Annotated in this window: 25 protein-coding genes and 1 pseudogene; 10 read left to right on the forward strand and 16 right to left on the reverse strand. The window is 70.9% G+C overall.

Translation table 11 applies throughout. The features are described 5' to 3' along the window. Positions 1-306 precede the first annotated feature (306 nt). The gene (locus tag BCY76_RS13055; protein WP_070159039.1) at positions 307-1,389 is read right to left on the reverse strand and encodes an acyltransferase family protein; all 1,083 of its coding nucleotides are present in this window, start codon (positions 1,387-1,389) and stop codon (positions 307-309) included. Between the two features lie 286 nt (positions 1,390-1,675). Next, on the reverse strand, positions 1,676-3,055 hold the full coding sequence (locus BCY76_RS13060; RefSeq protein WP_201791136.1) for an MFS transporter: 1,380 nt from the start codon (positions 3,053-3,055) through the stop codon (positions 1,676-1,678). Positions 3,056-3,128: 73 nt separating this feature from the next. Here BCY76_RS13060 and BCY76_RS13065 point away from each other — a divergent pair, with 73 nt between their 5' ends. The 3 genes from BCY76_RS13065 to BCY76_RS17670 all read left to right on the forward strand — a co-directional run bounded on the left by BCY76_RS13065 (position 3,129) and on the right by BCY76_RS17670 (position 6,802). Then, positions 3,129-4,046 (forward strand): LysR family transcriptional regulator, encoded by a 918-nt coding sequence (locus BCY76_RS13065; protein WP_070159037.1) that lies wholly within the window; start codon positions 3,129-3,131, stop codon positions 4,044-4,046. Between the two features lie 573 nt (positions 4,047-4,619). Then, a complete protein-coding gene (locus BCY76_RS13070; protein WP_085437791.1) occupies positions 4,620-5,861 on the forward strand; it encodes a hypothetical protein in 1,242 nt (413 codons plus the stop codon). Positions 5,862-5,884: 23 nt separating this feature from the next. Further along, positions 5,885-6,802 carry a hypothetical protein gene (locus BCY76_RS17670; protein WP_139827790.1) on the forward strand — a complete coding sequence of 306 codons (918 nt, stop codon included), beginning with the start codon at positions 5,885-5,887 and terminating at the stop codon, positions 6,800-6,802. A 38-nt stretch (positions 6,803-6,840) separates the two neighbouring features. Here the strand turns inward: BCY76_RS17670 and BCY76_RS13075 are convergent, their stop codons facing one another. Beyond that, on the reverse strand, positions 6,841-9,246 hold the full coding sequence (locus BCY76_RS13075; protein WP_139827791.1) for a transketolase-like TK C-terminal-containing protein: 2,406 nt from the start codon (positions 9,244-9,246) through the stop codon (positions 6,841-6,843). A 16-nt stretch (positions 9,247-9,262) separates the two neighbouring features. Continuing rightward, positions 9,263-10,459 carry a trans-sulfuration enzyme family protein gene (locus BCY76_RS13080; RefSeq protein ID WP_070162473.1) on the reverse strand — a complete coding sequence of 399 codons (1,197 nt, stop codon included), beginning with the start codon at positions 10,457-10,459 and terminating at the stop codon, positions 9,263-9,265. A gap of 113 nt (positions 10,460-10,572) precedes the next feature. Between BCY76_RS13080 and BCY76_RS13085 the strand changes: the two genes are divergently transcribed. After that, positions 10,573-11,061 (forward strand): Lrp/AsnC family transcriptional regulator, encoded by a 489-nt coding sequence (locus BCY76_RS13085; RefSeq protein ID WP_070162475.1) that lies wholly within the window; start codon positions 10,573-10,575, stop codon positions 11,059-11,061. Between the two features lie 34 nt (positions 11,062-11,095). Here BCY76_RS13085 and BCY76_RS13090 read toward each other — a convergent pair whose 3' ends face one another. From BCY76_RS13090 to BCY76_RS13110, 5 genes are all read right to left on the reverse strand, one after another. Continuing rightward, positions 11,096-11,491, reverse strand: a complete 396-nt coding sequence (locus tag BCY76_RS13090) for an MmcQ/YjbR family DNA-binding protein (protein ID WP_085437792.1) — start codon at positions 11,489-11,491, stop codon at positions 11,096-11,098. A 35-nt stretch (positions 11,492-11,526) separates the two neighbouring features. Then, a complete protein-coding gene (locus tag BCY76_RS13095; RefSeq protein WP_070162477.1) occupies positions 11,527-11,877 on the reverse strand; it encodes a VOC family protein in 351 nt (116 codons plus the stop codon). A 46-nt stretch (positions 11,878-11,923) separates the two neighbouring features. Then, positions 11,924-12,757, reverse strand: coding sequence for a helix-turn-helix domain-containing protein (locus tag BCY76_RS13100; RefSeq protein ID WP_070162479.1), 834 nt, complete (start codon positions 12,755-12,757; stop codon positions 11,924-11,926). Positions 12,758-12,838: 81 nt separating this feature from the next. Next, positions 12,839-14,500 (reverse strand): amidohydrolase, encoded by a 1,662-nt coding sequence (locus tag BCY76_RS13105; RefSeq protein ID WP_085437793.1) that lies wholly within the window; start codon positions 14,498-14,500, stop codon positions 12,839-12,841. Between the two features lie 56 nt (positions 14,501-14,556). Continuing rightward, on the reverse strand, positions 14,557-16,185 hold the full coding sequence (locus BCY76_RS13110) for a purine-cytosine permease family protein (RefSeq protein ID WP_237090144.1): 1,629 nt from the start codon (positions 16,183-16,185) through the stop codon (positions 14,557-14,559). Between the two features lie 113 nt (positions 16,186-16,298). Between BCY76_RS13110 and BCY76_RS13115 the strand changes: the two genes are divergently transcribed. The 5 genes and pseudogenes from BCY76_RS13115 to BCY76_RS19530 all read left to right on the forward strand — a co-directional run. Continuing rightward, positions 16,299-17,381, forward strand: a complete 1,083-nt coding sequence (locus tag BCY76_RS13115; protein WP_070162481.1) for a type III polyketide synthase — start codon at positions 16,299-16,301, stop codon at positions 17,379-17,381. An 11-nt stretch (positions 17,382-17,392) separates the two neighbouring features. After that, on the forward strand, positions 17,393-18,085 hold the full coding sequence (locus BCY76_RS13120) for a methyltransferase domain-containing protein (RefSeq protein WP_070162485.1): 693 nt from the start codon (positions 17,393-17,395) through the stop codon (positions 18,083-18,085). Then, positions 18,078-18,461 (forward strand): FAD-dependent oxidoreductase, encoded by a 384-nt coding sequence (locus BCY76_RS19520; RefSeq protein ID WP_237090145.1) that lies wholly within the window; start codon positions 18,078-18,080, stop codon positions 18,459-18,461. The genes BCY76_RS13120 and BCY76_RS19520 overlap by 8 nt, the downstream gene beginning before the upstream one ends. Positions 18,462-18,465: 4 nt before the next feature. Next, positions 18,466-18,768: a hypothetical protein gene (locus tag BCY76_RS19525; protein WP_237090146.1), complete on the forward strand. Its 303-nt coding sequence runs from the start codon at positions 18,466-18,468 to the stop codon at positions 18,766-18,768. Continuing rightward, positions 18,747-19,232: pseudogene (locus BCY76_RS19530) on the forward strand (FAD-dependent oxidoreductase); the annotation flags it as partial. The gene BCY76_RS19525 and the pseudogene BCY76_RS19530, both read left to right, overlap by 22 nt. 71 nt (positions 19,233-19,303) lie before the next feature. Here BCY76_RS19530 and BCY76_RS13130 read toward each other — a convergent pair. The 5 genes from BCY76_RS13130 to BCY76_RS13140 all read right to left on the reverse strand — a co-directional run bounded on the left by BCY76_RS13130 (position 19,304) and on the right by BCY76_RS13140 (position 22,379). Beyond that, entirely contained in the window at positions 19,304-20,134 is an 831-nt protein-coding gene (locus BCY76_RS13130; RefSeq protein WP_237090147.1) for a UbiA family prenyltransferase, read from the reverse strand. A gap of 92 nt (positions 20,135-20,226) precedes the next feature. Beyond that, complete coding sequence (locus BCY76_RS20015) at positions 20,227-20,886, reverse strand: MFS transporter (protein WP_272896852.1); 660 nt, start codon at positions 20,884-20,886, stop codon at positions 20,227-20,229. A gap of 61 nt (positions 20,887-20,947) precedes the next feature. Next, on the reverse strand, positions 20,948-21,778 hold the full coding sequence (locus tag BCY76_RS20020) for an MFS transporter (RefSeq protein WP_272896850.1): 831 nt from the start codon (positions 21,776-21,778) through the stop codon (positions 20,948-20,950). Next, positions 21,775-21,903: a hypothetical protein gene (locus tag BCY76_RS20025; RefSeq protein WP_272896851.1), complete on the reverse strand. Its 129-nt coding sequence runs from the start codon at positions 21,901-21,903 to the stop codon at positions 21,775-21,777. Before BCY76_RS20025 ends, BCY76_RS20020 begins: the two co-directional genes overlap by 4 nt. Beyond that, positions 21,903-22,379 (reverse strand): TetR family transcriptional regulator, encoded by a 477-nt coding sequence (locus tag BCY76_RS13140; RefSeq protein ID WP_170922695.1) that lies wholly within the window; start codon positions 22,377-22,379, stop codon positions 21,903-21,905. Before BCY76_RS13140 ends, BCY76_RS20025 begins: the two co-directional genes overlap by 1 nt. A gap of 255 nt (positions 22,380-22,634) precedes the next feature. Between BCY76_RS13140 and BCY76_RS13145 the strand changes: the two genes are divergently transcribed. Then, on the forward strand, positions 22,635-24,047 hold the full coding sequence (locus tag BCY76_RS13145; protein ID WP_085437796.1) for an alkaline phosphatase: 1,413 nt from the start codon (positions 22,635-22,637) through the stop codon (positions 24,045-24,047). Positions 24,048-24,149: 102 nt separating this feature from the next. Here the strand turns inward: BCY76_RS13145 and BCY76_RS13150 are convergent, their stop codons facing one another. Both BCY76_RS13150 and BCY76_RS13155 read right to left on the reverse strand, forming a co-directional pair. Beyond that, positions 24,150-24,887 (reverse strand): DUF305 domain-containing protein, encoded by a 738-nt coding sequence (locus tag BCY76_RS13150; protein ID WP_070158898.1) that lies wholly within the window; start codon positions 24,885-24,887, stop codon positions 24,150-24,152. Between the two features lie 248 nt (positions 24,888-25,135). Continuing rightward, a partial coding sequence (locus BCY76_RS13155; RefSeq protein ID WP_237090148.1) for a beta-galactosidase small subunit occupies positions 25,136-26,008 on the reverse strand: 873 nt, incomplete at its 5' end.

The raw sequence follows: 26,008 nt of genomic DNA on the forward strand, positions 1-26,008 counted from the left end.
GTATCGGCGCGTGGTCGCGTTGCCCGGTTTGATCTCTTGTGGCATGTCTCCATCATCCTTTCCAAACGATGGAGTCTCCAAGAATCCCAGTGCGGTTCAGACAGCCTACGGGACTTCTTTTACCGACTCGCGGGGCCCAGACAAGCAGGCGAAACTAACGGAGGAACTGATAAGTGAGATATGGGCGGCGGAGCTAGGAGTCTGAGGATCATGACAAGTTAGTGAGAAAAACCCAGTTCCCGGCATGTGTCAAACTTCAGGTCAGCGCACTGCCGTTCTGACAAGTTCGGTGAGATCCTACAGCCCTCACGGACGTGGAGCCGGGCTCGGGTCAGCACGGGCGAGGCGCCTCAACCACCGCGGAGCCTCGAACACCCAGTCCTGCCGCAGCCGCAGCGCTACGACGTAGAGGACCAACGGCCCGACGACGCCGGCGAGGGTGGGCACCACCACATGGACGCCGAGGGAGTCGACCCCCACCGCGCTGAGCGCGATGCGCGTGCTCGCCGTGAAGAACACATGCGCGACGAACACCACCAGCGACCGTTCACCGATCCACGCCAGCCAGCGCATGCCCGCGGACCTCCGCGCCAGCAGCCAGGACACCGCGAGGACGGCGACGACGCCCGCACTGGAGCCGACGACGCCGAGCGCCACGCTGGAGACGGTGCGGAGACTCCCGTAGGCCGTGGGCGGCGTCCCCAGCAGCGTGGCGCCCAGCACCACCCACACGGCGCCGGCCACGACGAGCACGAGGAGCACCGGTCCGATACGGAGACCCTGCATCCAGCCGAGCAGACGGCGCCCGGTCAGCACCACTCCCGCGAAGAAGAAGACCGTCAGGGCGAGGCCCTCACCGCCGAGGACGTTCCAGTTCAGCCCCCACACCGCCAGCGAGCCGACGGCGGCCGCCCCGAGGGCCGCTGCGGCGGCCCGACGGCTGATCCAGGGCCGGGCTGCGGCCGCGAGCAGCATCATCAGGGTGAGCCATCCGAAGAACCAGAACTGTTCCTTGGGCTCCCAGATCCGCAGCAGCTCTCCCGGCGAGACCGGGTCATTGACGGAGGATCCCACAGCCATCTTCATCAGCAGCTGCAGGGTGGACCACAGGGTGTAGAGCCATAGGAAGGTGACCGTGCGGGCGCGGGCGTAGTGCCAGGGCCCGTCACGGCGCATCCCACCGGCCACGAACAGCCCGGCTGCGAAGGCGAAGACCGACAGGTGCGACATGTAGATGACGGAGTCGACCCGAGTCAGCAGAGGATCCTGCACCAGCCCTGCCGGCTCCAGCGCGCGCCACACATGCCCGACCACGATGAGGATGATGGCCAGCGCCTTCGCGATGTCGAGGGTGGCGTCGCGCGCCGGCGGGGAGGAACCGGGACTCACCCCTCCAGGCAATACCATGGGCACCGACACCACAAGGCTCCGGCCTCCGCCCCTGAAGACGGGGAGGGCGGTCACCTCGACGACGCACGGGACGTGACGCCCGATCCGCGACGACCGCCGACCTCGACGGGCTCGCGCCGGACGTCAGCCCCCTCAGCATTCCGCGGGCGACGATCCGCGCGCTCGCGCCGCGCACCCTGATGACGCTGCGCCTCCCCCACAGCCTTGCGCACAGGCTCCTGTTCGGCGGCCGTCTCCGGATCGCCGTCGGCGGTGCTGAGGATCATCAGGCCCGCGCCCATGGCGAACAGGGCGTAGAGGACCGCACCCAGCCCGAGGGCGGCCTCGGCGCCGGGACCGTGGACCGCCGCGGAGCTCCCAGTCGCCGCCTCCGCCCCGTGATGGATCGCAAGCGTCCCCAGTGCGGCGATCCCGACTCCGGCGCCGAGTGCGAAGGCGGTCTCCTGGATGGCGCCGGCGTCGGCGGTCCGGGTCTCGGCGCCGCGCTCATGAGCGCGTTCGCCCCGATGGACATGATGATCCCGGCCCCGACCCCGAGCAGCACCATGCCCGCCGACCTGCCGACGCCGTCGAGCGCAGCCACCGTCAGCAGCCCGCCGGCGACCAGGCCCAGTCCGACGACGATGAGGGGTCGTTGCGAGATCCATCGGTGCAGCAGCGGCCCCAGGAGCCCTCCGGCCGCACTGGCGGCGACCAGAGGGAGCAGGGCGATGCCGGTGCGCACGACGGAGAGTCCGTCGACCAGCTGGTGCTGCTGCGTGAGCAGATACAGGGCGCCGTTGAAGACGCCGAGCGTCGCGAGGATGATCACCGCGGAGGTGCCCAGCAGCGGGTCGGCGAGCAGCCGCACGTCCAGGAACGGCCGCGGCATGCGCAGCTGGCGGCCCACGAACACCACCGCGAGGAGCGCCCCGCCGAGCAGCGCCGCCACACTGGCCCAGGCCGGCGACTCGGGCCGCGCCAGGGTCTTCATCCCCACCACCAGCAGCCCGACGGCGGCCATCGAAGACACGATGCTGAGCCCGTCCAGGCGCGGCGGGTCCGGATTGCGGGACTCGCGCAACACGACGGCGGCGGCCACCAGACACAGGCCGAGCACCGGCACATTGACCCAGAAGACCCAGCGCCAGCCGGCCAGGTCCACCAGCACCCCGCCCACCAGCGGCCCGAGCGCCGAACCCGCACTGAAGCCGACCACCCAGACCCCGTAGGCCAGGGCGCGCAGACGGCCCCCAGGGAAGGTCACCCGGATGATCGCGACCGTGCCGGCGATCAGAAGCGCCGCTCCGACGCCCTGGCCAATCCGCCCGGCGATGACCGCCGCACCGGTGGAGGAGAAGCCGACCAGCGCGGCGCTGAGGACGGCCACCACCAGCCCGGACAGGTAGAGGCGTCGCCGCCCCAAGCGGTCGGCGAGCACGGCACTGGTCATCAGGACGGCGCCGGCCGCCAGGGGGTAGATGTCAGCGACCCAGACCGACCCGGCGGGGTCGAGCGAGACGTCGGCAGTCAGCTCCGGCAGGGCGACCACGACCTTGGTCATGTCCGTCCCGCCGACCAGCATCACCGCCGCGAACAGCAGCAGGATGGCCGCCAGCCGTCGCGGGCTCTCGAGAGTCGTCTCTGCGGGGGCATGTGGTGTCATACCTTCAGTTCTACGGGGACATCATCACGGAGTCCAGGTTCATCATTTTCCTGATTTCATGCACTATAGGTACATGATTGATTCGCGCCTCCAGCTGCTCATCGCCGTCTGTGAGCACGGCACGGTCACGGCCGCCGCCGAGGCTCTGTACCGCACCCCCTCCGGAGTCTCCCGGCAGCTCAAGGAACTGGCCCGCGAGCTCGACGTCGACCTGTTGGAACGTCACGGGCGGCGCGTCCGCCTCACCCCGGCGGGCGAGCGGCTGGTGGCCCACGCCCGCGCGCTCAACGCCCAGTGGGAGACCGCCCTCGGTGATGTGGCGACCGCCGCCACACAGCTGTGCGGACCGATCAGCATCGGCGGGTTCCCCACGGCCATCTCCTCGATCATCGCCCCGGCCCTCCCCGGCCTGCGGGCTCAGCACCCCCAGCTGCGCCCGGTGGTCAAGGAGGTCTACTCCGGCGAGCTCGTGGCCGCCCTGGAGTCCGGGGCGGTGGACCTCGGCATCTACGTGGCCGACGACTCCACCGGCGGGCTGTCCGCAGATCACCTCACGGTGACCGGCCTCCAGGATGACCCCCTCGACCTGCTGGTCCCCCGGGCCCACCCCTTCGCCGCGGCGGAGACGGTCACCCTCCAGGACGCCGCCCACCAGGACTGGATCACCGGGCATCCGCACCAGGACGCCTATGCCGAGCTGCTGGCCGCCACCCGGGCCGTCGGCTACGCCCCGCGGGTCGCCCACCTGGCGCAGGAGTTCACCGCCACGACCGCGCTGGTGGCAGCCGGTGCCGGCATCGCCGCGGTGCCCCGGCTGGCGATGACGATCCCGCATCCCGACGTCGTCCAGGTCCCCCTGGCCGGATCTCCCGTGCCACGACGTCGGATCCTGCTCGCCCGTCGCCGAGGCTCGGAGGAGAACCCGCGAGTGGCGGCCGCGATGCGTGCGCTCCAGGCCCACTGCTCCGACTCCGCACCGGCCCAGGCCTGACGGGATCTCGTACACTGAGGCGATGACGCGCACCTCCTCCGGCGGACCCTCGCCCGTCGACGTCATCGGCCGACTCCCCGCCTGGGTCGCCCCCACTCTGGCCCTCGGGCTGGCCGGCGCCTCCGTGGGGATCGGCGTCGTGGGCTATGAGCGCGTCACCGCCGAGCCGGAGGCCGAGGTGTCCTTCATCGTGGAGGACGACCTCCCCTACGGGATCTCCCAGGAGACGGTGGAGGCCGCCGCCGAGGGCCGGGTGGCCAGCTACCAGCCGTTCACCGTGCGGGTGGTGGACCGCGAGCTCGAGTGGGACGAGTACATGCACGGCGAGATCGACGACGCCGAGATGATCCTCTCCGTGGGCGACGACCCGGAGGACCCCGACCTGTTCCTCGCCGACGCCACCCGCGTGGGCATCAGCGGCCTCGACTCCGATGATCGCTACTCGGTGGCCTCCACGGTGCGCGAGACCTTCGTGAACAACCGCACCATCGGCCACGGGCCCAACGCCGTGGTCGGGGCGGCGCTGACGGCGGCGGACCTGCACTTCGACGAGGGCGGCCGCTCGCCGGCGACGTGGGTCTCCGCGGCCGCGCTGCCCTGCTGGCCGGCGTCGCGCACCTCTCCGGCTGGGTGCGCGCCCGGGGCCTGGAACGACGGCGCCTGCGACGCCTCTCCCGGGCGAAGCTGCGCCTGGCCCGCGTGGTCCTGGAGCTCGACGTCCTCGAGCTGCGTTTCGAGGCCGCCCGCGCCGCGCTCGCCGACTCACCCTCCGGAGGCGCATCCGACGACGACGCCGTGGCCGCCCTGGAGTCCGACTGGGACCGTATCCGGACGGACAGTCTGCGCCTGGCCCGCCGGGAGCAGGAGCTGGAGCATGCCTGGCTGGGCGGCCCGGCTCCGCGCGGCTCCTCGGGCCAGACCGTCGGTGAGACTCCGGACTGGTCCGACCTGGAACAGTTCGACCAGGAGACCGCCGAGCTTCAACGGCGGGCCGACGCCCTGGCCGCCGCCTCGGAGCTGCGCGCCGGGCACGCCGGCTCCGGCTCGGTGCTGGACCGGCTGGCGCTGCCGCTGCTGCAGTCGGTGGACGAGGTGCTCGCCCAGCGAAGTCGACTCGCCCGGGCCGCAGGGGAGGGCACCGGGGAGAGCCTGGACCGCCTCCGCAGTGCCCGCGACGAGTTGCTGGCCCTGAACCAGGAGGCCGCGACGATCCCCGCGAGAAGCGGCGGTGACGACGGCGACAGCGACGGCGCGCGTCTGGTCGCCGAGCACGCCGAGCTGCTGGAGAGGTGGGAGGCGGTGGAGCGGCGCATCGTCGGCGCCTGCACCGCCCTGAGCGGGGCCCTGAAGACCCATCGCCGCGAGGACCACCCCGGGAAGAAGGCGCTCCGCCGTGACGCGGAGGAGCGGGTCCGCCGTCGTGTGCAGGCCAGCTCCGCAGGAGCCTCGGACTCACTGGACGAGCTGCGCTCCACCCTGGGACTGCAGCACGGCGCCGCGGGTGGGCCGATGTGGTCCGCCGAGCGCGTGCTGGCGGCACTCGACCACACCGAGCTCTCCGCAGAACATTCGACTGGCGGCATCAGCGAGGAGGGCTGGCAGGCCGTGGTCGCCACCGTCGGCATGATCCTCCCGGTGGCGGCCGGGCTGCTCACCGGATGGGCCGCCGTCGAGCGCGCCGACGTGAACACCGCCTTCGGCCGGACCCTGGAAGCGACCAGCCTCTGGCGGCCCTGGACGTCGTCGGCGACCTCGGCGCCGTCCCGGAGTTCGAGGAGCCCTCCGACATCCGACCCTCCAACCAGGACTCCCTGACTCTGGAGTACGTGCGGGAGTCCATGGCCCGCAGCGTCGAGTTCAGCGAGGATGCCGCCCTGCTGCCGGACCATCTCGACCTGCATGTGGCGCTGCTGCCCGCCGATGACTACATCAGCTACACGCCGCGCGCGGATCACGACTACCGCATCGACATCGACTACTGGGACATCGTGAACGCTCACGCGCGGATCAAGGAGGAGGTCGGCGCCGAAGACCCCGAGGCCCTGGACCCCGCCACCGGGGAGGTGGCCCTGGGTCAGGGGATCCTGCCGGTCTGGCTGCTCGACGAGAACACCTTCGCGGTGGGCTACACGATGACCGGAGAGATCAGCTCGGGCGTGGACAGCCGCCTGGGCGCCTACTCCTTCCGCGCCACGGACCTGCTGGTGTCCGGCGGCGGCGACTTCGAGATCACCCTGGGCGACCAGGTGGCGAACACCCTGCAGGACCTGGGCCGCGCCATGGAGTACAACCACCAGGAGTCGGTGAAGGTGGACACCACCTCCCTGTTCTGGCTCGTGGCGGTCGCCACCTGGTCCGGCGCCCAGACGCTGCTGATGATCGGCGTCGCCGTGGCCGAGGCCGGGCGTCGCGGAATCGGGACCCGCCGGGTGCGGCGTCAGCTGGCCGGACTGCGCTCGCGGCTCGACGAGCTGGCCCTCGGCCTCGACCTCTCCCGGCTAGACATGGTCGCCGTCCTGGGCGGCGACTCCCCCACCGCAGGCCGCGCCGAAGAGGCCGACCAGCGCCTCCACGAGGCCGAGCTGGCCACCGCCTGGCGCGAGGTCCAAGCCCTGGAGCGCCTCCCCCGCCGCGAGCAGCGCGGCGAGGACTGGGAGTCCCGCGTGGTCCATGTGGAGAAGCTCATCGACACTCTGGCCGCCCGCGAGACCGACGTGGCCGTCCGCGCCGAGGACCTGCTGCGCACCCAGCGCTAGGCCAGGTTGCCTCTGGAGCCGACGGGAGGGACAGCCCTTCAGCGGCCCAGGAGCCCCAGGGCGGCCGAGGCGATCGAGTCCTCGTCGATGCCGTGCAGCCGGTGCATCTCCGCCATGGTGCCGGCCTGCCCGAACGCGGTGACCCCCAGCGTGTGGGTCTCATCGCCGCGCACTCCGGCCAGGAACGCGAGCGTGTGCGGGTGGGCATCCATCACGGTGACCAGCGGCCGGGGATGCGCCGCGGGGAACAGCGTCTCCAGGATCGCCGAGCGCGGCGTCACCGACACCTCGCGGCGGGCCCGCAGCGCACGGAACAGCCGGCTCGGACTGGTCACGCACACCACGCCGGCGCGCACGCCGTGCCCCGCCAGCGTCGGCGGCGCGCACACCTCGGTCATGATCGCGCCGGCCCCCACCAGGGTCACGTCGTCCTCGGCAGCAGGATGCGCGGAGAGCCGGTACCCGCCGGCCACCACCTGCTCCCGACGACGACGGCGCAGCAGCTCGTCCTCCGGCACCTGCGCCAGGGACTGGTCCACCGGACGGGTGGACAGCCGCAGATAGGCGGAGCCGCCGTCGGGGTCCAGCAGGTCCCGCATGGCCTCGAGCATCACCCATTCCACATCCTGGGCGAAGGCGGGCTCCCAGCTGGTCAGCCCGGGGATCTCCAGGGTCGCCGAGGGTGTGTTGATGGACTGATGCGCCCCGCCCTCGGGCGCCAGGGTCACCCCGGAGGGGGTGCCGATCATGAGGGAGCGGCCTCCCGCGTAGAGCCCGAAGGTCCACGGCTCCAGCGCCCGGTTGATGAACGGGTCGTAGAGCACCCCGATGGGGATCAGCGGCTGACCCCAGCGCTCTCCCGTCAGCCCCAGCTCCCCGGCCAGGCTGACCAGGTTGACCTCGGCGATCCCGAGCTCGATGTGCTGGCCCTGCGGCTTCTCCTGCCATTTGAGCAGCCGCTCCCTGTCATCCGAGAACCAGTCGTGCCGCCCGGCCAGGGACCACACCCCGGTCTTGTTGATCCACCCGCCCAGGTTGGTGGAGCTGGCGACGTCGGGGCTGACGGTGACCACCCGATCCGTCACCTCGGGTGACGCGCGGCGCAGATCGGAGAGGAAACGACCCAGAGAGGCCTGAGTGGAGGTCACCGCCTTCGGACTCCACCCGAGCTCGGCCGGGACGGTCGGGGGCACGGCCGGGGTGATGGGCTCTCGGGCCAGCCGCCGGGCCACCTCGGTGCACAGCCGGCCGGCGGCAGTGTCCTCCGGGAAGCGGACCCACGGGTCCTGGAGCGACGTGCCGGAGGCCTCGGCCAGCTCCTGCATCTGCTCCTCGGTGAGCTGTGCGGCGTGGTTGTTCGGGTGCCCCTCGGTGGCCAGTCCACGGCCCTTGATCGTGTAGGCGAACACCACCGTGGGCCGCGTGTCGTCGATGGCGGCGAACGCGGCCTGCAGCTCTTGAAGGTCATGACCTCCGAGGTCGCGCACGAGCTCGGCGAGCGCGCCGTCGTCGTGACCGGCGAGGAGCTCGGTCAGCGCGGCGGCGTCCTGCGCGGGGCAGCCGCGCAGCAGACGGTCACGGATCTCCGCAGGGTGGGCGCGCAGGATCCGCTGGTACTCCTCGTTGGGCATGGTGCGCATGCGCTGCTCGAGCACCTCGCCGCCGGGGCGGGAGAAGGTCTCCTGGAGTCGGCGGCCCCACGGGCAGGTGATGACCTGCCAGTCGGCGGCGGCGAACATGCCCCGCAGCCGCTGGATCTGGGAGTCCGGGATGACGCGGTCCAGGGACTGGCGGTTGAGGTCCACGATCCATACGACCTCGCCGAGCTGGCGCACCTCGGGGTCGATGATGGCCTCCCACACCGCACCCTCGTCCATCTCGGCGTCCCCGAGCAGCGAGTAGAAGCGCCCGGCCGGAGGGGTGTCCTCGATGCGGCTGGCCAGGTAGCGGTGAGACAGGGCCGCCCAGACGGGCGCGGTGGCGCCGATGCCGACCGACCCCGTGGAGAAGTCCACGGTGTCCGGGTCCTTGGACCGGGAGGGATAGGGCTGCAGCCCGCCCAGGGACCGCAGCCGGGTCAGATAGGAGGCGTCGAGGTCGCCGAGGAGGTAGTTGATGGCGTGCAGCACCGGGGAGGCATGCGGCTTCACGGAGACGCGGTCCCGGCTGGTCAGCTGGGAGAACCACAGGGCGGTCATGATGCCGACCATCGAGGCCGAGGAGGACTGGTGCCCGCCGACCTTGAGCCCGTCGGTGTTCTCCCGCCCGCGATTGGCGGCGTCGATGATGCCGGTGGCCAGCCACAGCACGCGCTGGGCGATCTCGTCGAGCACGGTGGCGTCGGCGGAGGAGGAGGCCCGCAGGGGTCGCGAGTTCGTCGTCGGCGGGTCGTACTGGTCCGAGGTCTCGAACTGCCGGTCCTCGTCCATCGGGTGCGTCGTCATCGGTCTGTGGTCCACGTCACCGATCCTCCCCGATCAGCGCCGGAGACACCAGCGCACCGGCGAGGTCGGCGATCAGATCCTCCGGAGACTCCAACCCGATGGAGAGCCGGACGACGTCGGCATCGGGCTTCGCCTCGGCGGCCACGGGCCGGTGGGTCAGCGCCGCCGGGTGCTGGATCAGGGAGTCGACCCCGCCCAGGGAGACCGCGTGGGTGAACAGGGAGACGTCCCCGGCGAGCCGTTCGGCGGCCGCGTAGCCGCCGCGCAGCCGGATGGCGATCATCGCACCGGTGCCCCGCATCTGCCTCCCGAGCACCCCGGCGGGATCGCCGTGGAGACCCGGGTAGCAGACCTCGGCGACGGCGTCGTGGCCGGAGAGCCAGTCCACGATCCGCCGGGCGGAGTCCTGCTGCGCGCGCATCCGCACCGGCAGCGTGGCCAACCCCCGGTGGAAGAGGTAGGCGGCCAGCGGGTGCAGGATCCCGCCGGTGATGGCCCGGACCTGCCGCAGGCCGGCGGCGATCTCCTCCGAGCAGGCCACCACCCCGCCGACGGCGTCTCCGTGGCCGCCGAGGTACTTGGTGGCGCTGTGCAGGCTCAGCGCGGCCCCGTGGTCCAGCGGGTTCTGCAGCACGGGTGTGGCGAAGGTGTTGTCCACCAGCACCGGGACGCCGGAGGCCTGGGCGACGACGTCGGCGATGTCCACCAGCTCCAGGGTCGGGTTGGCCGGGGTCTCCAGCATGATCAGCCCCGTGTCCGGACGGACCGCGGCGGCCACCTCATGCGCGGCACAGAAGGTGACCTCGGTTCCCACCATCCCAGAGGCCAGCAGGTGATCGGTGCCCCCGTAGAGTGGGCGGACCGCGACCACATGCGGCTTCTGTTCGCCCAGGCACAGCGCCAGCACCGACGCGGTGACGGCGGCCATCCCGGAGGAGAACGCCACTCCGGCCTCGGCGTTCTCCATGGTGGCCAGGGCGTCCTCGAAGCGCGCCACGGTCGGGTTCCAGAGGCGCGCATAGACCGCGCTGCCGCCCTCGGGCATCTCACCCCCAGAGGCCAGCGCCTCATAGGAGAGCCCGCCGGCCTCGATGCCGGGCAGCGGGTTCGTGGTGGAGAGGCCCAGGGGCAGTGCGTGGACGCCGAGGGCGGCGAGGTCGTCACGACCGGCGTGCACCGCGGCCGTGTCCAGGCTGTGTGATTCGCGTCTCATGGGTCATGATGATTGCTGAGGACACAGTCTTCAGCAAGACATCTTGCTTACATGCTCATCCATCACGAGATATGCTGCGTTCTCGGCATAGTTGACGAACGGAAGGAGGGGTCATGTCGTCGAGTCGGCAACTCACGCCGGAGACCCTGGACGGGCTCGATCACGCCCTCATCGCCGCACTCAGCGCCAGCCCAGAGCTGACCAACAAGGCATTGGCCTCCCGGCTCGGCGTGGCGGAGTCCACCTGCGCGTACCGACGCCGGCGGCTGCGCGATGCGGGCACCATCGGCCCTCCGCGGCTGGACCTGGACCATGCCCAGCTCGGCTATTCCCTCCAAGCCGTCATCACGGTGTATATGAGCAGCCACTCCCGCGAAGCGGTGGACCAGTTCCTGGACAGCATGGTCACCACGGCCCATGTGCTGCAAGTGGTGCACCTGACCGGGCGGGCGGACTTCATGCTCACCGTGGCGGTGCGCAGCGCCGAGGAGCTGAAGAACTTCGTGCTGGACCACATCACGGTCCACCCGGCGATCCGCAACACGGAGACCCACATCGTGTTCGATTCCCGGCGCGGGACCTGGATCCCCGAGGCGCCGTGAGCGGGCGCCCGGGCGCCACGGGCACCCTGCCCGATCAGCCGTCGTCGGGACCCAGGCCGAAGCGGATCGGCTGGCGTGAGACGACCATGGTGGAGACCACCAGGTCGTAGGAGGTCACCACCAGCTCCTCGATCAGCTCAGCGGTCACGCCCGGTCCTTCGGCCACGGAGATCCAGTGCCGCTTGTTCATGTGATAGCCGGGGCGGATGCTGGGGAACTCCTCGCGTAGCACCTCGGAGGCATCGGGCTGAGCCTTCAGGGTGATGATCGGCTCTCCGGTGACGTCGGTGGCCATGAGGAAGACCTTCTCGCGGACCTTGTAGACGTCGTGCTCCTCCCCGAACGGGTGGGTGCACGTGACCCAGGGCAGCTGCCGGGCGGCGGCTGCGGCGACCTGCTGGATGCGGCGTCCGGTGAGGGTCTCCTCCATGCCTCCACTGTAGAGGCATGCCCGCCGCCGGAGCCTCAGGCGGGCTGCTTGAGTCCGAGCACCACGCCGTCGGGGTCGGTGACGTACCCGACCCGTCCCTCCCCGGGGAGGTCATGGACCTCTCCTGACGCATCACCTCCGGCCTCCGTCACGGCGGCGCGGGCGGCGTCGATGTCCTCCACCTGGATCCAGATGATGGCGGCCTGCTCCTGGTGCTCGCGGCTCATGATGGCCGCATCGATTCCGGGCCCGTCACCGGTCTGCGCCAGCAGGTAGTCCGGGAGGAAGGGCGACGCCTCCGTGCGCCACCCGAAGGCCCGGGAGTAGAAGTCTGCGGTCGCCTGGGGCGCCGCACTGGTCAGCTCGACGTGCATGATGTGTCCCATGGCTCCAGCGTAGGGACGCCGTGCGCGGCTGCCTTGAACGAATCGGTCAGTGCGCGGCGACCTCGTCGGTGCGGGCCATGAGCCGGGCGATGCCGTCATAGGTGTCCCGGAAGGAGGACACCGTCATACCGGTGAATCGGGCGAACTCCCGCGCGGCATGCGGCTGGTCGGCGTAGCCGGTCAGGGCGGCGGCCAGCGCGGCCGGTTCCCCGTCCGTCTCGGCCAGGAGCCGGTCGGTGAACGCCCGGTGTCGCATGACCTGGATGTACTGCTTCGGGGCGAGGCCGATGCCGCGCCGGAACGCGCGGTACAGCGTGGATGCCGAGATCGCGAGCTCACGGCACAGGGCGCTGACCTCCACCTCGGAAGGATCGGCGTCGATGCGCCTGACGGCGGCGGCCAGCAGCGATTCCTGGGGGATCGGCGAGGACCCCAGAGCGCTGAGCCAGGCGTCGAGCGCGCCGATGGGGTCCTCCGCGAGCCCTCGCCTGTCCGGCAACGAGCCGGCGGCGTCCTCCACCTGGACGGGCTGCTCGCCCGTGAGCTGCGGGAACAGCGCCCGCCCTCCCCACGGGGTGCACTGCACACCGACATAGTGTGAGGGGCCCTCCTGCTCAATCACCAAGGGGCGGGTGCTCACCGGCAGGTAGACGTCCGCGTTCGACACCGGCGGGGCGTCCAGGGCGCGACGGGTCCCGGGGGCACCGAGACAGAACTGGAGTGTGGGCCGACCGTTGGGGACCAGCACCGCGGCCAGTCGTGGCGACGCCGCCGGAGGGATCGGCGCCTCCGAAACCGGCGCTTCCGAGACGACAGACCAGTAGTGCTCGACGACGTGGGCCAGGGCCGCCGCCGGCGGGAACCTCCTGTACTCGGTCACACCGCGCAGTCCACCACGTCTCCGCCCCACGAGGAAGGAGTCCCGGCTCGTTCCGCACCCCGTATGGGAGACAGCTCCGAGTCAGCGCCGGTGCCGCTGCACTCCCTGGACGTAGGTGCTGTGCACCTGTGTGCTGAGCAGGGCCTCGGGCGCCTCCCGGCGCGGGTCGGCGTCGAGCACCAGGAAGTTCGCCTCCAGCCCGGGCCGGATCCGTCCGCGCAGGTGCTCCATCTCTCCGGCCCAGGCTCCCCCCGCGGTGAGCGCGGTCAGCGCCTCCTCCGGGGTGAAGGCCCGCTCCGGGTGGTACGGCGGCAGCTCGGGCGACATCGCGGAGCCGCCGGTCAGGGCGATGTAGAGGTTCGGCAGCGCCTCGTGCGGCGCGGTGGGGGCGTCGGTGCCCAGGGTGATGGCCACCCCGGCGTCGCGGACCATCTTCCAGGGGAAGCCCTCCTCGCTGCGGTGGTCTCCGAGCACGGCCTTCCAGTTGTCCATGATGGCCGGGTCGCAGTGCACCGGCTGCATGGAGGCGGTCACTCCGAGTCGGGCCATGCGTCCGATGGTCTCCTCGGTGACGGTCTCCAGGTGCTCCACGCGGTGGCGCCGGGGGTGCCGCCGCATCGCGCAGTCCTCCAGCAGGTCGAGGGCGATCTCGCTGGTACGGTCCCCGATGGCATGCATCGCGATCTGCAGTCCGGCCTCGTCGGCCGCGTGCGCCACCGGACGCAGCCGCTCGGCGGTCCAGATCGGGTCACAGTTCGTCCCGTCTGCGTAGGGGGCCCGCATGGTCGCCGTGCAGGCGTCGATGACGCCGTCCATGATGAATTTCACCCCGGCGATCCGGAACCAGTCCGCCTCGGGCCCGACGGCGATCTCCTGCTGCAGGGCCACGATCTCCTCGATCCCGGCCAGATCCGCCGCGGTGTCCTCCCCTGGCTCGATGATCATATGCGCCGTGACCGGGAACGGCAGTCCGCCGTCTCGGGCGACCAGGGCACGGATCGCGGCGACGTCGGCCCGGTTCATGGCCATGTCGGTCACTGTGGTCACCCCCGACTCCAGATAGGCCGCGAAGGCTAGCTCGAGGAATCGGACCTGGTCCTCGGGGGTGGTGATCCGCTCCAGGAAGTTCCGCGCGTACTGTCGGCCGGCGGTCTCGTAGAGCATGCCGGTGGCGCGCCCTTCGGCGTCCCGGGCGATGCGTCCGCCCACCGGGTCCGGGCTGTGGGCGTCGATGCCCATCTCCTCCAGGGCGGCGGTGTTGACCCACACCGAGTGCAGATCGTTGGCGTCCAGGTACACCGGCACATCCGGGAGCACCTCATCGAGCATCGCCGCCGTGGGGTGCTCGTCCCCGACGGCGTCGAAGAGCCAGCCCGCACCTAGGATCCGAGGCGTCCGCGGGTCGGCCCGATGGGCGGCGAGCAGCCGCTGGCGGATCTCCTCCAGCGTGCGGCAGTCCCGCAGCTGCACCTTCCCCACGGCCTCCCCGAACGTGGTCAGGTGCGTGTGGGAGTCGATGATGCCGGGTCCGACGAACCGTCCGCCGAGGTCCACCTCGAGCACCTCGTCACCGTCGGCGGCGACGCCGGCTCGCGCCTGTTCCCGCACCTGTTCCAGGCCGCCCACATGGGTGAACCGGCCCGCGGAGACCGCGAAGGCCTCCGCCCGCGCACCGGGGGCGCCGGGGGTGCCGGCGTCGTCGGCTGTGAAGATCGTGGCATTGCGGTAGATCGTGGTCACCATGGTGGGTGAGGCTCCTCGTGGCTCAGGCGAGACAGGTGGTCAGGCGACGTGGGCGGTCAGGCGACATGGGCGGTCAGGCGCGTGCGGGAGAGCAGCACGTAGCTGCCGGCGGCGATCACGAGCCCGGCCGGAATGGACAGGTCCAGCCCGGTGGCCGCGGCCACCGGACCCACGTAGACCTCACTGTTGAGGCACATCGCGGAGGCGACGCCGCCCAGCACCAAGCTCAGCAGCCCGGCCAGGTTCCAGCCCTTCCGGTACCAGAAGCTGCTCGACGGCGAGGCGTCCAGGAGGTCAACGCCGTCGTACCGGCCGCGGCGCATCAGTACGTCGGCCACGAAGACCGCCATGAGCGGACCGGCGGCGACCACGATGACCTGGAGCATCTGGGAGACCGCCGTGGTGAAGTCGTAGATCGCCACGGAGACGATGGTCAGTGCGGTGCCGATGACGGCGATGATGAGCGCCGAGGGGATCCGGCGGATCGGGATGCCCAGGGCCTGCAGGGCCATCGAGGCGCTGTAGGTGGTCATCGCGTTCAGGGCGATGGCCGCCACGATCACCGCGATGGTGAACAGCGGGAAGAACCAGCCGGGCAGTCCGGCGTCGAAGGCGCCCATGGGGTCCAGGACCATGTCGAAGCCGGCGCCGGTGGCGATCAGCGCTCCGACCGAGGTGAACACGATGCCGGGCAGCGCGCCGCCGAGCGCGGTGGCGGCGGCCACCCGCCAACCGGGGGTCTCCTTCGGCAGGTAGCGGGCCATGTCAGGGCTGTTGATGAAGGACACCGGCGTGGAGACCAGCATGGTGAAGCCGATGGTCATCATCATGGCCAGGTGCATGCCGCCCAGCGGCTCCGCCGGGGCGTGGCTGAAGTCGAAGTGCGGGATCATGAACAGCGAGGTGATCACGAACATGACCACCAGGAAGTTGGTGATGTACGGGTAGGTCTTCAGGATCAGCCCGTGCCCGTAGACGGCCACCAGCACGGTGAGCCCGGAGACCACCAGCACGACGACGACACCCAGGGTCGCCGTCTGCGCCAGGCCCATCCGCCCCAGCAGGCCGAGCCCGTTGATGGAGGCCGCGGACCAGGTCAGCGAGAGGTAGACGGCGGCCAGCAGCCAGCCGTAGAGGCCCACGACGAGCCTGTTGCCCAGCACGCCGTACATGGCGCGGCTGATGACGGAGCCGGACGTGCCGGCGGCCGGGCCGCTGACCGCGATGATGCCGGTGAGGATCCACCCCACCGAGGCCGCGGCGATGACGATGAACGCCTGGACCAGGGAGAGCCCCAGCACCGCGATCATCACTGCACCCATGGTGAACGTGAGGAAGCTGGCGTTGGGTGCGGCCCAGACCCAGAAGAGGGCCCCGGGGCGTCCCCGGCGGCTCGACTCGTCGATGAGCTCGATGCCGCGGGTCTCCGGCTGGGTGGGGGTTCCGGACTCTGCCGGTCGGGCGGCGCGGCGCTGGTCGCGGCCGGTCCGAGCCGGGTCTCCGGCTCCTCGACGGGTGTGGCGGGCATGGGGTGCCTTTCGGTGGAACGGTGCGCGACGGGCCGGACCTCCGCGGCATGGCGGAGTGCGCTCGACGGCGGCGTGCAGGTGAAGGGGACGTCCGCCCGGCGGTGCCCGGGCGGACGGGTCGGGTGGCGGTCGCCGCGCCGTTGAGGCGGCCGCCACCTGTGACCCGCGTCATGCGGTATGCCTCACAATATGACTGTCGTTCATTTAATGCAAGGGGCCACCTCCCCCGGAGCCCGACGGCGAGGTCCTGCACATGGTTAAGTGGGCACATGTCTGCGCAGATCACCTCCATCGGGACGGCGCTGCCGGCGACCTCGGCGCCGCAGCCGGAACTGCGCGCCTTCTTCGCCCGTCAGCCCGGCGCGGACCGACTCACCCGCCGCCTCATCGGGGGCGCCTTCGACGCGTCAGGAATCCAGACGAGGCACACCGCACTGGAGAGCTTGGCGGGCTCGCCCGACGGGGTGTTCATCGACGAGGACGGCACACTGCTGTCCCCGACGACCGGCGTCCGCAACGACCTCTACCGGCGCGCCGCCCCTCCGCTGGCCGCGGCAGCCGCCCGCGACGCCCTGACCCGCGGCGACGTCGCCGCCGATCAGATCACCCACGTGATCACGGTGTCCTGCACCGGGTTCTTCGCCCCCGGCCTCGACTACCACCTCGTGCGTGATCTCGGCCTCCCACCCGACGTCGAGCGCACTCACCTGGGATTCATGGGCTGCGCTGCGGCACTGCCGGCGCTGCGCCTGGCTTCCCAGATCGCCGAGGGACGACCCCGCGCCGTCGTCCTGGTCGTGTGCGTGGAGCTGTGTTCGCTCCATGTCCGCGAGACCTCGGACCCGGAGCAGGTGGTGGCGGCCTCCGTGTTCGCCGACGGGGCGGCCGCGGCGCTGGTCACCGCCGGCGACATCTCCCGTGACACGGGCGGGCTGGTCCTGGACCGCTTCGCCACCGCGCTGACCAGGGAGGGTGAGTCGGACATGTCCTGGACGATCGGGGACCACGGCTTCCGGATGACCCTCTCGGCGGAGGTCCCGCGGATCATCGGACGCGAGATCCACGACGCCGTGGACCGCCTCCTGGGCGACGAGGCCCGGCCGGGCATCTGGGCGGTCCACCCCGGAGGGCGCAGCGTGCTGGACAGGGTCGAGTCGGGGCTCGCGCTGCAGCCCACGGCGCTGCAGGCCTCCCGCGCGGTGCTGAGGGACTGCGGCAACATGTCCAGCGCGACGATCCTGTTCATCCTGGGACGACTCCTGGAGGATCCGGCCGTGGAGGGTCCGATCGCCGCTCTTGCCTTCGGGCCCGGCCTGACCGTGGAGTCCGCCCTGATGCACAGGACGAGGTGATCCCTCCCCCGATGGACCTCTCACGACGCGATGACACGCTGCGCGAACTCATGGACGATCCCGACTGCGACCCTGAGCGGCTGCACGCGACCCTTCGCCGCTTCGGAATCGTCAACCGTGTGGTCTCCGGCTGGGACTCCCTCTACCGCACTCGCCTGCGCCTTCTGCTGGCCGACCTGGACCGACCTGCCCGGGTGCTCGACCTCGGCTCGGGCGGCGGGGACGTCATCGCCCGCCTGGCCGGCCTGGCAGCCCGAGACCGGCTCGACGTGCAGTGGACGGGCGCCGACCCGGACCCCCGGGCACACCGGGCGGCATGCGCACGAGCGATCCCCGGCGCCACGTTCGTGTGCGCCGACGCCGAGGACCTCCTCCACCAGGGTGACGTCTTCGACCTCGTGATCTCCAACCATGTGCTCCACCACCTGGAGGCGCCCGAGCTGGTCGAATTCGCCCGCGCCTCCCGCGCCCTCTCCTCGGGCGTGGTCCTGCACAATGACATCGCGCGGAGCCGACGGGCCTACTGGCTCTACGCGGTCGGCATCACCCCGCTGGCTCCGGGCACCTTCCTGCGGACGGACGGGCTGCGCTCGATCCGACGCAGCCACCGGCGCGAGGAGCTCGCGGTCGCGCTGGGCCCGGAGTGGACCGTCACCGCGCCGACACCGTTCCGCCTGCTCGCCGAGGCACCCGGCCGTGCCTGAGGTGATCGTCGTCGGGGCGGGACCCGTGGGACTGTTGATGGCCGGTGAGCTGCGGCGCCACGGAGTCGACGTCGAGCTGCTGGAACAGCGGACGGAGCCGAGCCCCGGCACCCGCGCCATCGGTGTGCACCCGCCGGTGCTCACCGCCCTGGAGGGCTCCGGGATCACAGAAGGCCTCCTGGAGCACGCCGTACGGGTCGGCCACGGGCAGGCACGCTCCCGCGGGCGCCTGCTCGGCACTGTGCGCTTCGACCGGCTCTCGGCGCGATTCCCCTTCGTCGCGACGCTCCGCAGCCGCCACCGAGGCGGTCCTGGCGCGCTCAGCGCCGGAGCCGGTGCGCGGGGTTCGGGTCACCGGGCTGGCCTCCGTCGGTGATGCCGTGCAGCTGAGCACCGACGCCGGGGAGCGGCACGCCCCGCTGGTCGTCCTCGCCGGAGGGGCCCGCTCACGGCACCTCGTACACCCGGGGCTGCAGGCACACACCTACCCCGACCGCTATCTGATGACCGATGCCGAGGTGCCCGACGACGACTCCCGCGCCACCGCCGTGGTGCACCTCACGGAGGCCGGCGTGCTGGAGTCCTTCCCCCTCCCTGGAGGCGCCGGCGATTCGTCGCCTGGGACCCTCCGGGGGCGGACGAGGGCTCGCTCACCCGCTCGGCCCGGATGGAGCAGGCGCTGACCGACCGTGGGCGGATCTCCACAGACGGCGTCATCGCCGGTGAGGTGACCAGCTTCGGGGTGCGCCGCCTGGTGGCGCCGACCATGCGCCAGGGACGGGTGTTCGTCGTCGGCGACGCCGCCCATGAGGTCAGCCCCATCGGGGGTCAGGGCATGAATCTGGGGCTGCTCGACGCCGTCGCCCTGGCTCCGCTGCTGGCGGCCTGGCTGCACACCGGTGTCTGCGCTGAGGCTGACCTGCGACGTTGGGAGCTCTCCAGGATGCGCTCGGCCCGCCGGGCGGCGTTGCTGGCGGGAGTCAACCTGCGTCTGGGCCGGCCAGCGACGCCGGCTCGGGACGCCCTCCGACGCTGCGGCCTGCGGGCGATGCTGAGTCCGGGAGCCCGTGAGCTCTTCACCCGCGCCTACGCGATGGGATTCGACGCCGGCGCCAGGACGTGGAGCCGACCTCCCGATCACGGCTGATCAGGGGGCGATCCGGGCAGGTGATGTCAGGGCAGGTGATGTCAGGGCAGGTGATGTCACGGCAGGTGATGTCACGGCGCCAGCGCGTGTCCGGAGGCCACGAGCTGCGCGGCCAACAGCAGGGCGGCGAGCATGACGAGACGGAACAGCACCCGGCCGGTGGACCCTGCCCGCGCGAGCACCAGGCTGATCAGCACGACCGCCACGACGAGGACCAGGACCACCCAGCCGATCACCGTGACGTCGGGGATGCTGCCCCCTGCGGGCCCGAATGTGGCGGAGGCCGCGCCCAGCAGCACCGCGGCCGCCGCCAGCCCGACGGAGGTCCTCGACCCCAGCCGGTGGGGCGTGCCGCGGACTCCGGTGCGGGCGTCGTCGTCCAGGTCGGGCAGGACGTTGGTCAGATGCAGCGCCGCGCCCAGCGCGCCTCCGGCGAGCCACGCCCAGCCGGGAGCGAGCTGCGGCTCCTCGGCCGCCAGGGTGGCCAGGGAGGGGAAGCAGCTGAAGGCGAGGATGTAGGGTGCGATGGACAGCGGCCCCGTCTTCAGACCGGCGTTGTAGGACCATCCGCTCACCAGCACCACGGCATGGGCTGCGGCGAGCCCCGCACCGAGGGGAACCGACAGCCCCAGGGCCAGCAGGGCCAGCACGACGGCGGCGGTCCATGCGGTGCGCAGACCGACCTCCCCGCAGGCGATCGGCTTGTCCGTCCGCCCCACGGCCCGGTCGCGGTCGGCGTCGATGGCGTCGTTGGAGATCCCGATCGAGAGCTGCCCCGCGAACACCGCCGCGGCGAGCATCACGAGGCGCCAGGTCTCCACGCCCGCCGCGAGCGCCAGGGCCGCCGCCAGGGTCGTGACGACCAGCGTCGGGCCGGGGTGGGAGGACCGCCACAGGCCCACCACCGACCTCATGACGGGGCTCGACGCTGGACTCCTCACCGGACTCATCACGGTGCCAGTGTCTCACTCACCTCGCCACGGTGATGTCTGACTCACCTCTCCAAGGTGGTGGCCAGCGCCTTCTCCTTCACGAAGAGCAGGAACACCGTGGCGAGCAGCGCCAGCGGCACCAGCGCCAGGAACAGCGGCATGAGCGCCTCGTTGTAGGACTCCACCACCAGGGTGTGGATCGGCTCAGGAAGCTGAGACACCAGCGCCGGAGTCAGCGAGCTGGACCCTCCCTCTCCGACGGCGTCGGCCGGCATCTTGTCCGCCAGGATGGTGGTCAGGCGCGTGGCGAACAGCGAGCCGATGACCGCCGAACCGAGGGTTGCGCCGACCTGTCGGAAGTAGTTCTGTCCGGCGGTGGCGGTCCCGACGGCGCGCAGCGGGAAGGAGTTCTGCGCCACCAGGGTCAGCAGCTGCATGGTGCTGCCCAGCCCCAGGCCCATCACACCCAGGTACAGGCAGACGAACACGATGGGCGAATCGGCGTGGACGGTGGAGAGCAGCCCCAGGCCGGCCGCGGTGATGATGCTGCCGATGACCATGAAGTGCTTGTACCGGCCGGCCATCGTCACCCGCCGGCCGACGATGATCGACGTGATCAGCAGCGTGCCCATCATCGGGATCATCAGCAGCCCGGCCTCGGCAGGGCTGTATCCGGTGACCATCTGCAGGTAGGTGGGCATGTAGCCCAGGGCGCCGAACATCGCCACCCCGGTGATGAGCCGGCGGCCATGGTGAGGTTGAAGTTGCGGCTGCGGAAGAGCATCAGCGGCAGCACCGGCTCGGCGACCCGCGACTCCACCCAGACGAACAGCAGCCCGGCCACCAGGCGACGGCGATCAGCGCCAGGATCACCGGGGACGTCCAGGCGAAGTCCCCTCCGCCCCAGGTGGCCACGAGCACGACGGCAGCGGTGGCCGCACCCAGCAGCGTCATCCCCCAGACGTCGATCCGACCTGCCTCGCCCTGCGGAGGCTTCGGCAGCTTCAGCAGCAGCGCAACGCCGAGCAGCGCGAGCACGCCCAGGGGGATGTTCATCCACAGGGTCCAGCGCCAGCCGGGCCCGTCGGTGAGCCAACCGCCCAGCAGCGGCCCGGCCACCGAGGAGAAGGCGAAGACTCCACCCATGACGCCCATGTAGCGGCCGCGCTCCCGGGCGGGGACGACGTCGGCGATGGTGGCCTGCGAGAGGATCATCAGACCGCCGCCGCCGATGCCCTGCACCACGCGGGCGGCGATGAGCACATCCATGGACTGGGCCGCGCCGGCGACGGCGGAGCCGAGGACGAAGATGCTGATGGCCACCAGAAACAGCGGCTTGCGGCCGAACATGTCGCCGAGCTTGCCGTAGACCGGCATCATGATGGTCGAGGACAGGATGAACGCGGTGATGACCCAGGCCATGTGCTCCACGCCGTGAAGCTCCCCGACGATCGTGGGCAGCGCCGTGGCAAGCACGGTCTGGCCCAGGGATGCCATGAGCATGGCGATCATCAGGGCGGCGAAGATCAGCGCCAGCCCGCGCCCTGCGGGCCGGGGGAACTCGGGGGCCGGTGCGGCGGGCTCCTCCTGCGTGTCAGTCTCTGGTGCGCTCATCGGGTGGTGTCCACGACCTCTCTGAACATGGCGATGGACTCCTCCAGGAAGTGGCGCGGGTCCTCCGCGGAGGAAGAGTCCTGATAACGGTGGAAGGCGAATTTGGCGATGACGCCGGCGAGCATCAGCAGGGCCTCGAGGCGCTGGTCGTCGTCAGGCTGGGCAAGCGCGACGTCCTCGCCGTCGTGACCCGCGCCTGGATCACCTCGGCGACGAGCCGCTCGACCTCGGAGAGCAGCAGGGCCACGCGCTTCTGCAGCCCCGGGTGTTCGGCGATGATGCGGCGCCGCTGCGCGGAGGTGCTCTCCGGGATGGCAGTGCGCACGACGGCGACGAAGAGGTGGACGACGCGTGTGAGCTCGTCCGCCTCCGAGCCGCGGAAGCGCCGGATCGCCTCCTCGGTGACCTCGGGCGCCCGGGTGCCGAGGATCGCGTCCTCTTTGGTGGGGAAGTAGTTGAAGAACGTCCGACGGGAGACGCCGGCGCTGGCGGCGATCCGCTCCACCGTGGCGGCCTGCGGGCCCTCGTCCCAGGCGATGGCCTGGGCGGCCTCATGCACCGCATTCCACGTGTCGATCCGGTTGCGCTCTCGCTGAGACATCACTGGTTCTTGCACACGTACATAATATGCACTCATGCAAACTTGCACAAGTGCATACTTCTGTCTGATGCGTCACACCGATGGCACCTCACACGACCTCGACTCCTGACACCCCCGCCTCCTGACGCCCATGTCAGCGACGCCCGATCTCCTGGTCACCCGTCCGCCACCATCGATTCACCGTCACGCCATGGGCTGTGAACATCCGAGCCCTAACGTCCTCCACGGAACGCACAGCCCCGATGAAGGAGCAGAATGTCACCCGCACCGTCCCACCTGTCCCGAGGCGTCAGCCTCGCCGCCGCCGTCGCGCTCGGCGCCGCAGCTCTGGGTGCCTCAGCCCCGGCCCTCGCCGGCGTGGGTGCCCCCGCACCGGCCAGCGCCGATGCCGAACAGGGCCCCAAGAACGTCATCTATATGATCGGCGACGGCATGGGCTACAACCACCTGGCCGCGACCAACCTGTACGAGACCGGCCAGACCCGCTACCAGGTCGAGGGCGACGCCGACCCCGAGACTCTCGAGGAGCTCCCCGGCGAGGCGGTGCAGACCTACGAGGACTGGGACATGTTGGCCCTGAGCACCTACGCCGCCGGCGGAGAGTACGACCCGCAGGCAGCATGGTCCGACCACGACTGGGTGCAGACCGGCGCCACCGACTCCGCGGCGGCAGGCACCGCGATGGCCACCGGAGAGAAGACCACCAACGGCACGATCGGGCTGGACGCCGACGGCGAGGTCATCGAGAACCTCTCCGAACGGGCCATCGCCACCGGCCGCTCCGCCGGCGTCGTCTCCTCCGTCCCCTTCAGCCACGCCACCCCGGCCGCGTGGGCTGCGCACAATGAGTCGCGGAACAACTACCACGAGATCGCCGACGAGATGATCGACTCCGACCTGGACGTCATCTTCGGCGCCGGGCACCCTCACTACGACGACGACAGCAAGAAGCTCAAGGACCCCGAGTTCACCTACATCGCCGAAGAGGACTTCGAGCGGCTCGCCGGCGGTGAGACGGAGTTCGAGTTCACGGACAAGGACTCCGACTTCGCCAAGTACGCCCGCGGGAAGGCCCAGCACCTGCCGGAGCGCGCCTTCGGCCTGGCGCAGGTCGCCTCCACCCTGCAGCACGGACGATCCGGCGACTCACAGGAGCCCTATGACGTGAAGCAGAACACAGTGGTGGACCTGCCCACCATGTCCGAGGCCGCGCTGAACATCCTGAGCCAGAACGACGAGGGCTTCCACCTCATGGTCGAAGGTGGGGCCATCGACTGGGCGGGCCACGCCAACGACACCGCCCGGGACATCGAGGAGGTCCAGGACTTCAACGATGCCGTCGACGCCGTGGTCGAGTGGGTGGAGACCGAGTCCTCCTGGGAGGAGACCCTGGTGATCGTCACCGCCGACCACGAGACCGGATACCTGGCCGGCCCCGATGACCAACCCGGCTTCACCCCGATGACCGGGGAGGCCGGCCAACTGCCCGACCTGGGCTGGTACTCGGGCGACCACACCAACCAGGTGGTGCCGTTCTTCGTCCGCGGCGCCGGCTCGGAGGCGTTCTTCGAGGAGATCGTGGGCACCGATCCGGTGCGCGGGGACTACGTGGACAACACCGTGGTGGCCGACGTCCTGATGGACGGATTCTGGGCCGTCGAAGACTGAGCCCCCGCCCATACACAGAATGGCTCCGCGCTTTGGGCCCTTATGACGCGTGATCCGCGCTGAAAAGGGCCCAAAGCGCGGAGCCATCGCGTTCTTGAGGGGTCAGTAGTCCTCGAGGAGGCCTTCCATGAGCTCGATCTCCTCGGACTGATCCTCGATGACCTGCTCGGAGAGCTCAAGGGCCTCAGGGTTCTGGCCCTGCTCCAGGTGCTCCTCCGCCATCTCGACGGCACCCTCGTGGTGGAGGATCATGCCCTCCAGGAACAGCCGTTCGGCCTCCGCCCCCTCGGCATCGGTGAACTCCAGGAGCTGATCCTCGGTGAGCATGCCGTCGTGCCCGCCATGCGCCTCCGAGTCCCGGTGCCCGTCATGGCCGTCCTGACCGTCTGTGGCGTGGCCGTCCGTGGCGTGGTCCTCGGCCTCATGGTCGGCATGCTCGCCATCCTCCCAGGCCTCGAGCCAGGACTTCATCTGCTCGATCTCGGGCCCCTGCGCGGCCTTGATGTCCTCGGCCAGGCTCTCCAGCTCGGGATCGAGCCCTTCGTTCTCCAGCAGGATCTCGGACATCTCGATCGCCTGCTCGTGGTGGGCGATCATGCCCTGGGCGTAGTCGACGTCGGCGGCATTGTGGTCATCGGAGACAGCAGCATCGTCACGATCGGCGTCATGATCGGCGTCATGGCCGGCGTCGTGAGCCTCATCCTGCTCGACCTCCTGCTCGACTTCCTGGCCCTGCTCCTCCTGGGGCGCGGCATCTTCCCCAGAGTCGCAGGCGGTGAGGAGCAGCAGTCCGAGGGCAGCGACAGAGGTGGTTGCGGTCAGCGTGCGGCGGCGGGGCATGGTGATCCATCCTTTCGGGTGGGCGGCAGTGCATCGTTCCACCCGAGGACTCCGGCTCCAGAGAGCCTCGCCCTGTACTGAGAACCGCTCTCATCCTCAGGTGCGGCACCAGTGTACCCCATCGGGGTATGAGCATTCTGTTGACCCGATTCACCCCCACACACGGTGGCCCCGGAGGGATTGTCGGAATATCGCCACTGACGCGACGTTTAGCGACAATCCCTCCGGGCCACCGGGGAAAGAGACCCTCAGAGCGCTCGGAGCCGGAACCTCAGTGTCCGCGCCTGGGGGCGCAGCATCGCGGTGGGCCACACATCCGGACCGCAGGCCCGCGAGCCCAGGCCGTGCTGGGCGGCATCCAGGTACAGATGCGTCACCGCGGACTCCGGCAGCTCATGCGGGTGCCCGGCGGCGGCGATCTCGTGGGCCGAGTGCCGGCTCAGCGTGAACCCAGGGCGCCGACCGGCGGCGTCCGGCTCGGCGATCACCTGCAGCCAGTCCTCACCGTTCCGGCGCAGCACCAGCTCCCGCAACCCGGGGCGATGACCCGACTCCTGAGGCCGCGCGTAGTCCACTGTGAGCTCGTCGATCCCCGCGCTGAACCGTCCCACGCGAACTGACCGGGCCGTGTCCGGGTAGGAGTCATGCGGGCCCAGGCCGAACCAGGACGCGCCGTCCACGTCTGCCGGCAGCTGCAGGTGCAGCCCCACGCGCGGCCAGACGTCCTGCCAGCCACGGTTCGGCACCACAGTCACCTCACACACCGCCTCGACGACGCCGTCCGCCGCCCGCTGGGCGGTCCAGGTCTCGGTGACGTCCAGGGCGGCGCGGCTCTGCGCGGCGGAGACCCGATGGCGCGCCGTCACCTCCTCCTCACCGGCGTCCACCGACACCACGCGGCGCACCAGCCGGTCGAGCCCGGCCTGCCGCCAGCGGTCCGCCGCCGAGACGTGCCGGGCCTCTCCCGCCAGGTAGTCGTCGGCGTCCACCGCATCGTAGCTGGGGAAGGACGCGCCTTCGTCGTTGTCGGTGGGGGCCCGCCACAGCTCCACCTCCGGGCCGACGACGGCGCCGGCCAGCTCCCGCAGCCGGGGGCCCCTCCAGCAGCGCCGGGGAGTCCG

This window comes from Nesterenkonia sp. PF2B19, from assembly GCF_001758425.2.
GTDB classification, from domain to species: Bacteria; Actinomycetota; Actinomycetes; order Actinomycetales; family Micrococcaceae; genus Nesterenkonia; species Nesterenkonia aethiopica.

Excerpts from the sequence above, each read along its gene's own strand:
- BCY76_RS13060 (WP_201791136.1), bottom strand. The coding sequence starts at position 3,055 with ATGACACCACATGCCCCCGCAGAGACGACTCTCGAGAGCCCGCGACGG.
- BCY76_RS13065 (WP_070159037.1), top strand. The coding sequence starts at position 3,129 with ATGATTGATTCGCGCCTCCAGCTGCTCATCGCCGTCTGTGAGCACGGC.
- BCY76_RS17670 (WP_139827790.1), top strand. The coding sequence starts at position 5,885 with ATGGCCCGCAGCGTCGAGTTCAGCGAGGATGCCGCCCTGCTGCCGGAC.
- BCY76_RS13075 (WP_139827791.1), bottom strand. The coding sequence starts at position 9,246 with ATGACGACGCACCCGATGGACGAGGACCGGCAGTTCGAGACCTCGGAC.
- BCY76_RS13080 (WP_070162473.1), bottom strand. The coding sequence starts at position 10,459 with ATGAGACGCGAATCACACAGCCTGGACACGGCCGCGGTGCACGCCGGT.
- BCY76_RS13085 (WP_070162475.1), top strand. The coding sequence starts at position 10,573 with ATGTCGTCGAGTCGGCAACTCACGCCGGAGACCCTGGACGGGCTCGAT.
- BCY76_RS13090 (WP_085437792.1), bottom strand. The coding sequence starts at position 11,491 with ATGGAGGAGACCCTCACCGGACGCCGCATCCAGCAGGTCGCCGCAGCC.
- BCY76_RS13095 (WP_070162477.1), bottom strand. The coding sequence starts at position 11,877 with ATGGGACACATCATGCACGTCGAGCTGACCAGTGCGGCGCCCCAGGCG.
- BCY76_RS13105 (WP_085437793.1), bottom strand. The coding sequence starts at position 14,500 with ATGGTGACCACGATCTACCGCAATGCCACGATCTTCACAGCCGACGAC.
- BCY76_RS13115 (WP_070162481.1), top strand. The coding sequence starts at position 16,299 with ATGTCTGCGCAGATCACCTCCATCGGGACGGCGCTGCCGGCGACCTCG.
- BCY76_RS13120 (WP_070162485.1), top strand. The coding sequence starts at position 17,393 with ATGGACCTCTCACGACGCGATGACACGCTGCGCGAACTCATGGACGAT.
- BCY76_RS20015 (WP_272896852.1), bottom strand. The coding sequence starts at position 20,886 with ATGTTCGGCGCCCTGGGCTACATGCCCACCTACCTGCAGATGGTCACC.
- BCY76_RS20020 (WP_272896850.1), bottom strand. The coding sequence starts at position 21,778 with ATGAGCGCACCAGAGACTGACACGCAGGAGGAGCCCGCCGCACCGGCC.
- BCY76_RS20025 (WP_272896851.1), bottom strand. The coding sequence starts at position 21,903 with ATGCTCGCCGGCGTCATCGCCAAATTCGCCTTCCACCGTTATCAGGAC.
- BCY76_RS13140 (WP_170922695.1), bottom strand. The coding sequence starts at position 22,379 with ATGTCTCAGCGAGAGCGCAACCGGATCGACACGTGGAATGCGGTGCAT.
- BCY76_RS13145 (WP_085437796.1), top strand. The coding sequence starts at position 22,635 with ATGTCACCCGCACCGTCCCACCTGTCCCGAGGCGTCAGCCTCGCCGCC.
- BCY76_RS13150 (WP_070158898.1), bottom strand. The coding sequence starts at position 24,887 with ATGCCCCGCCGCCGCACGCTGACCGCAACCACCTCTGTCGCTGCCCTC.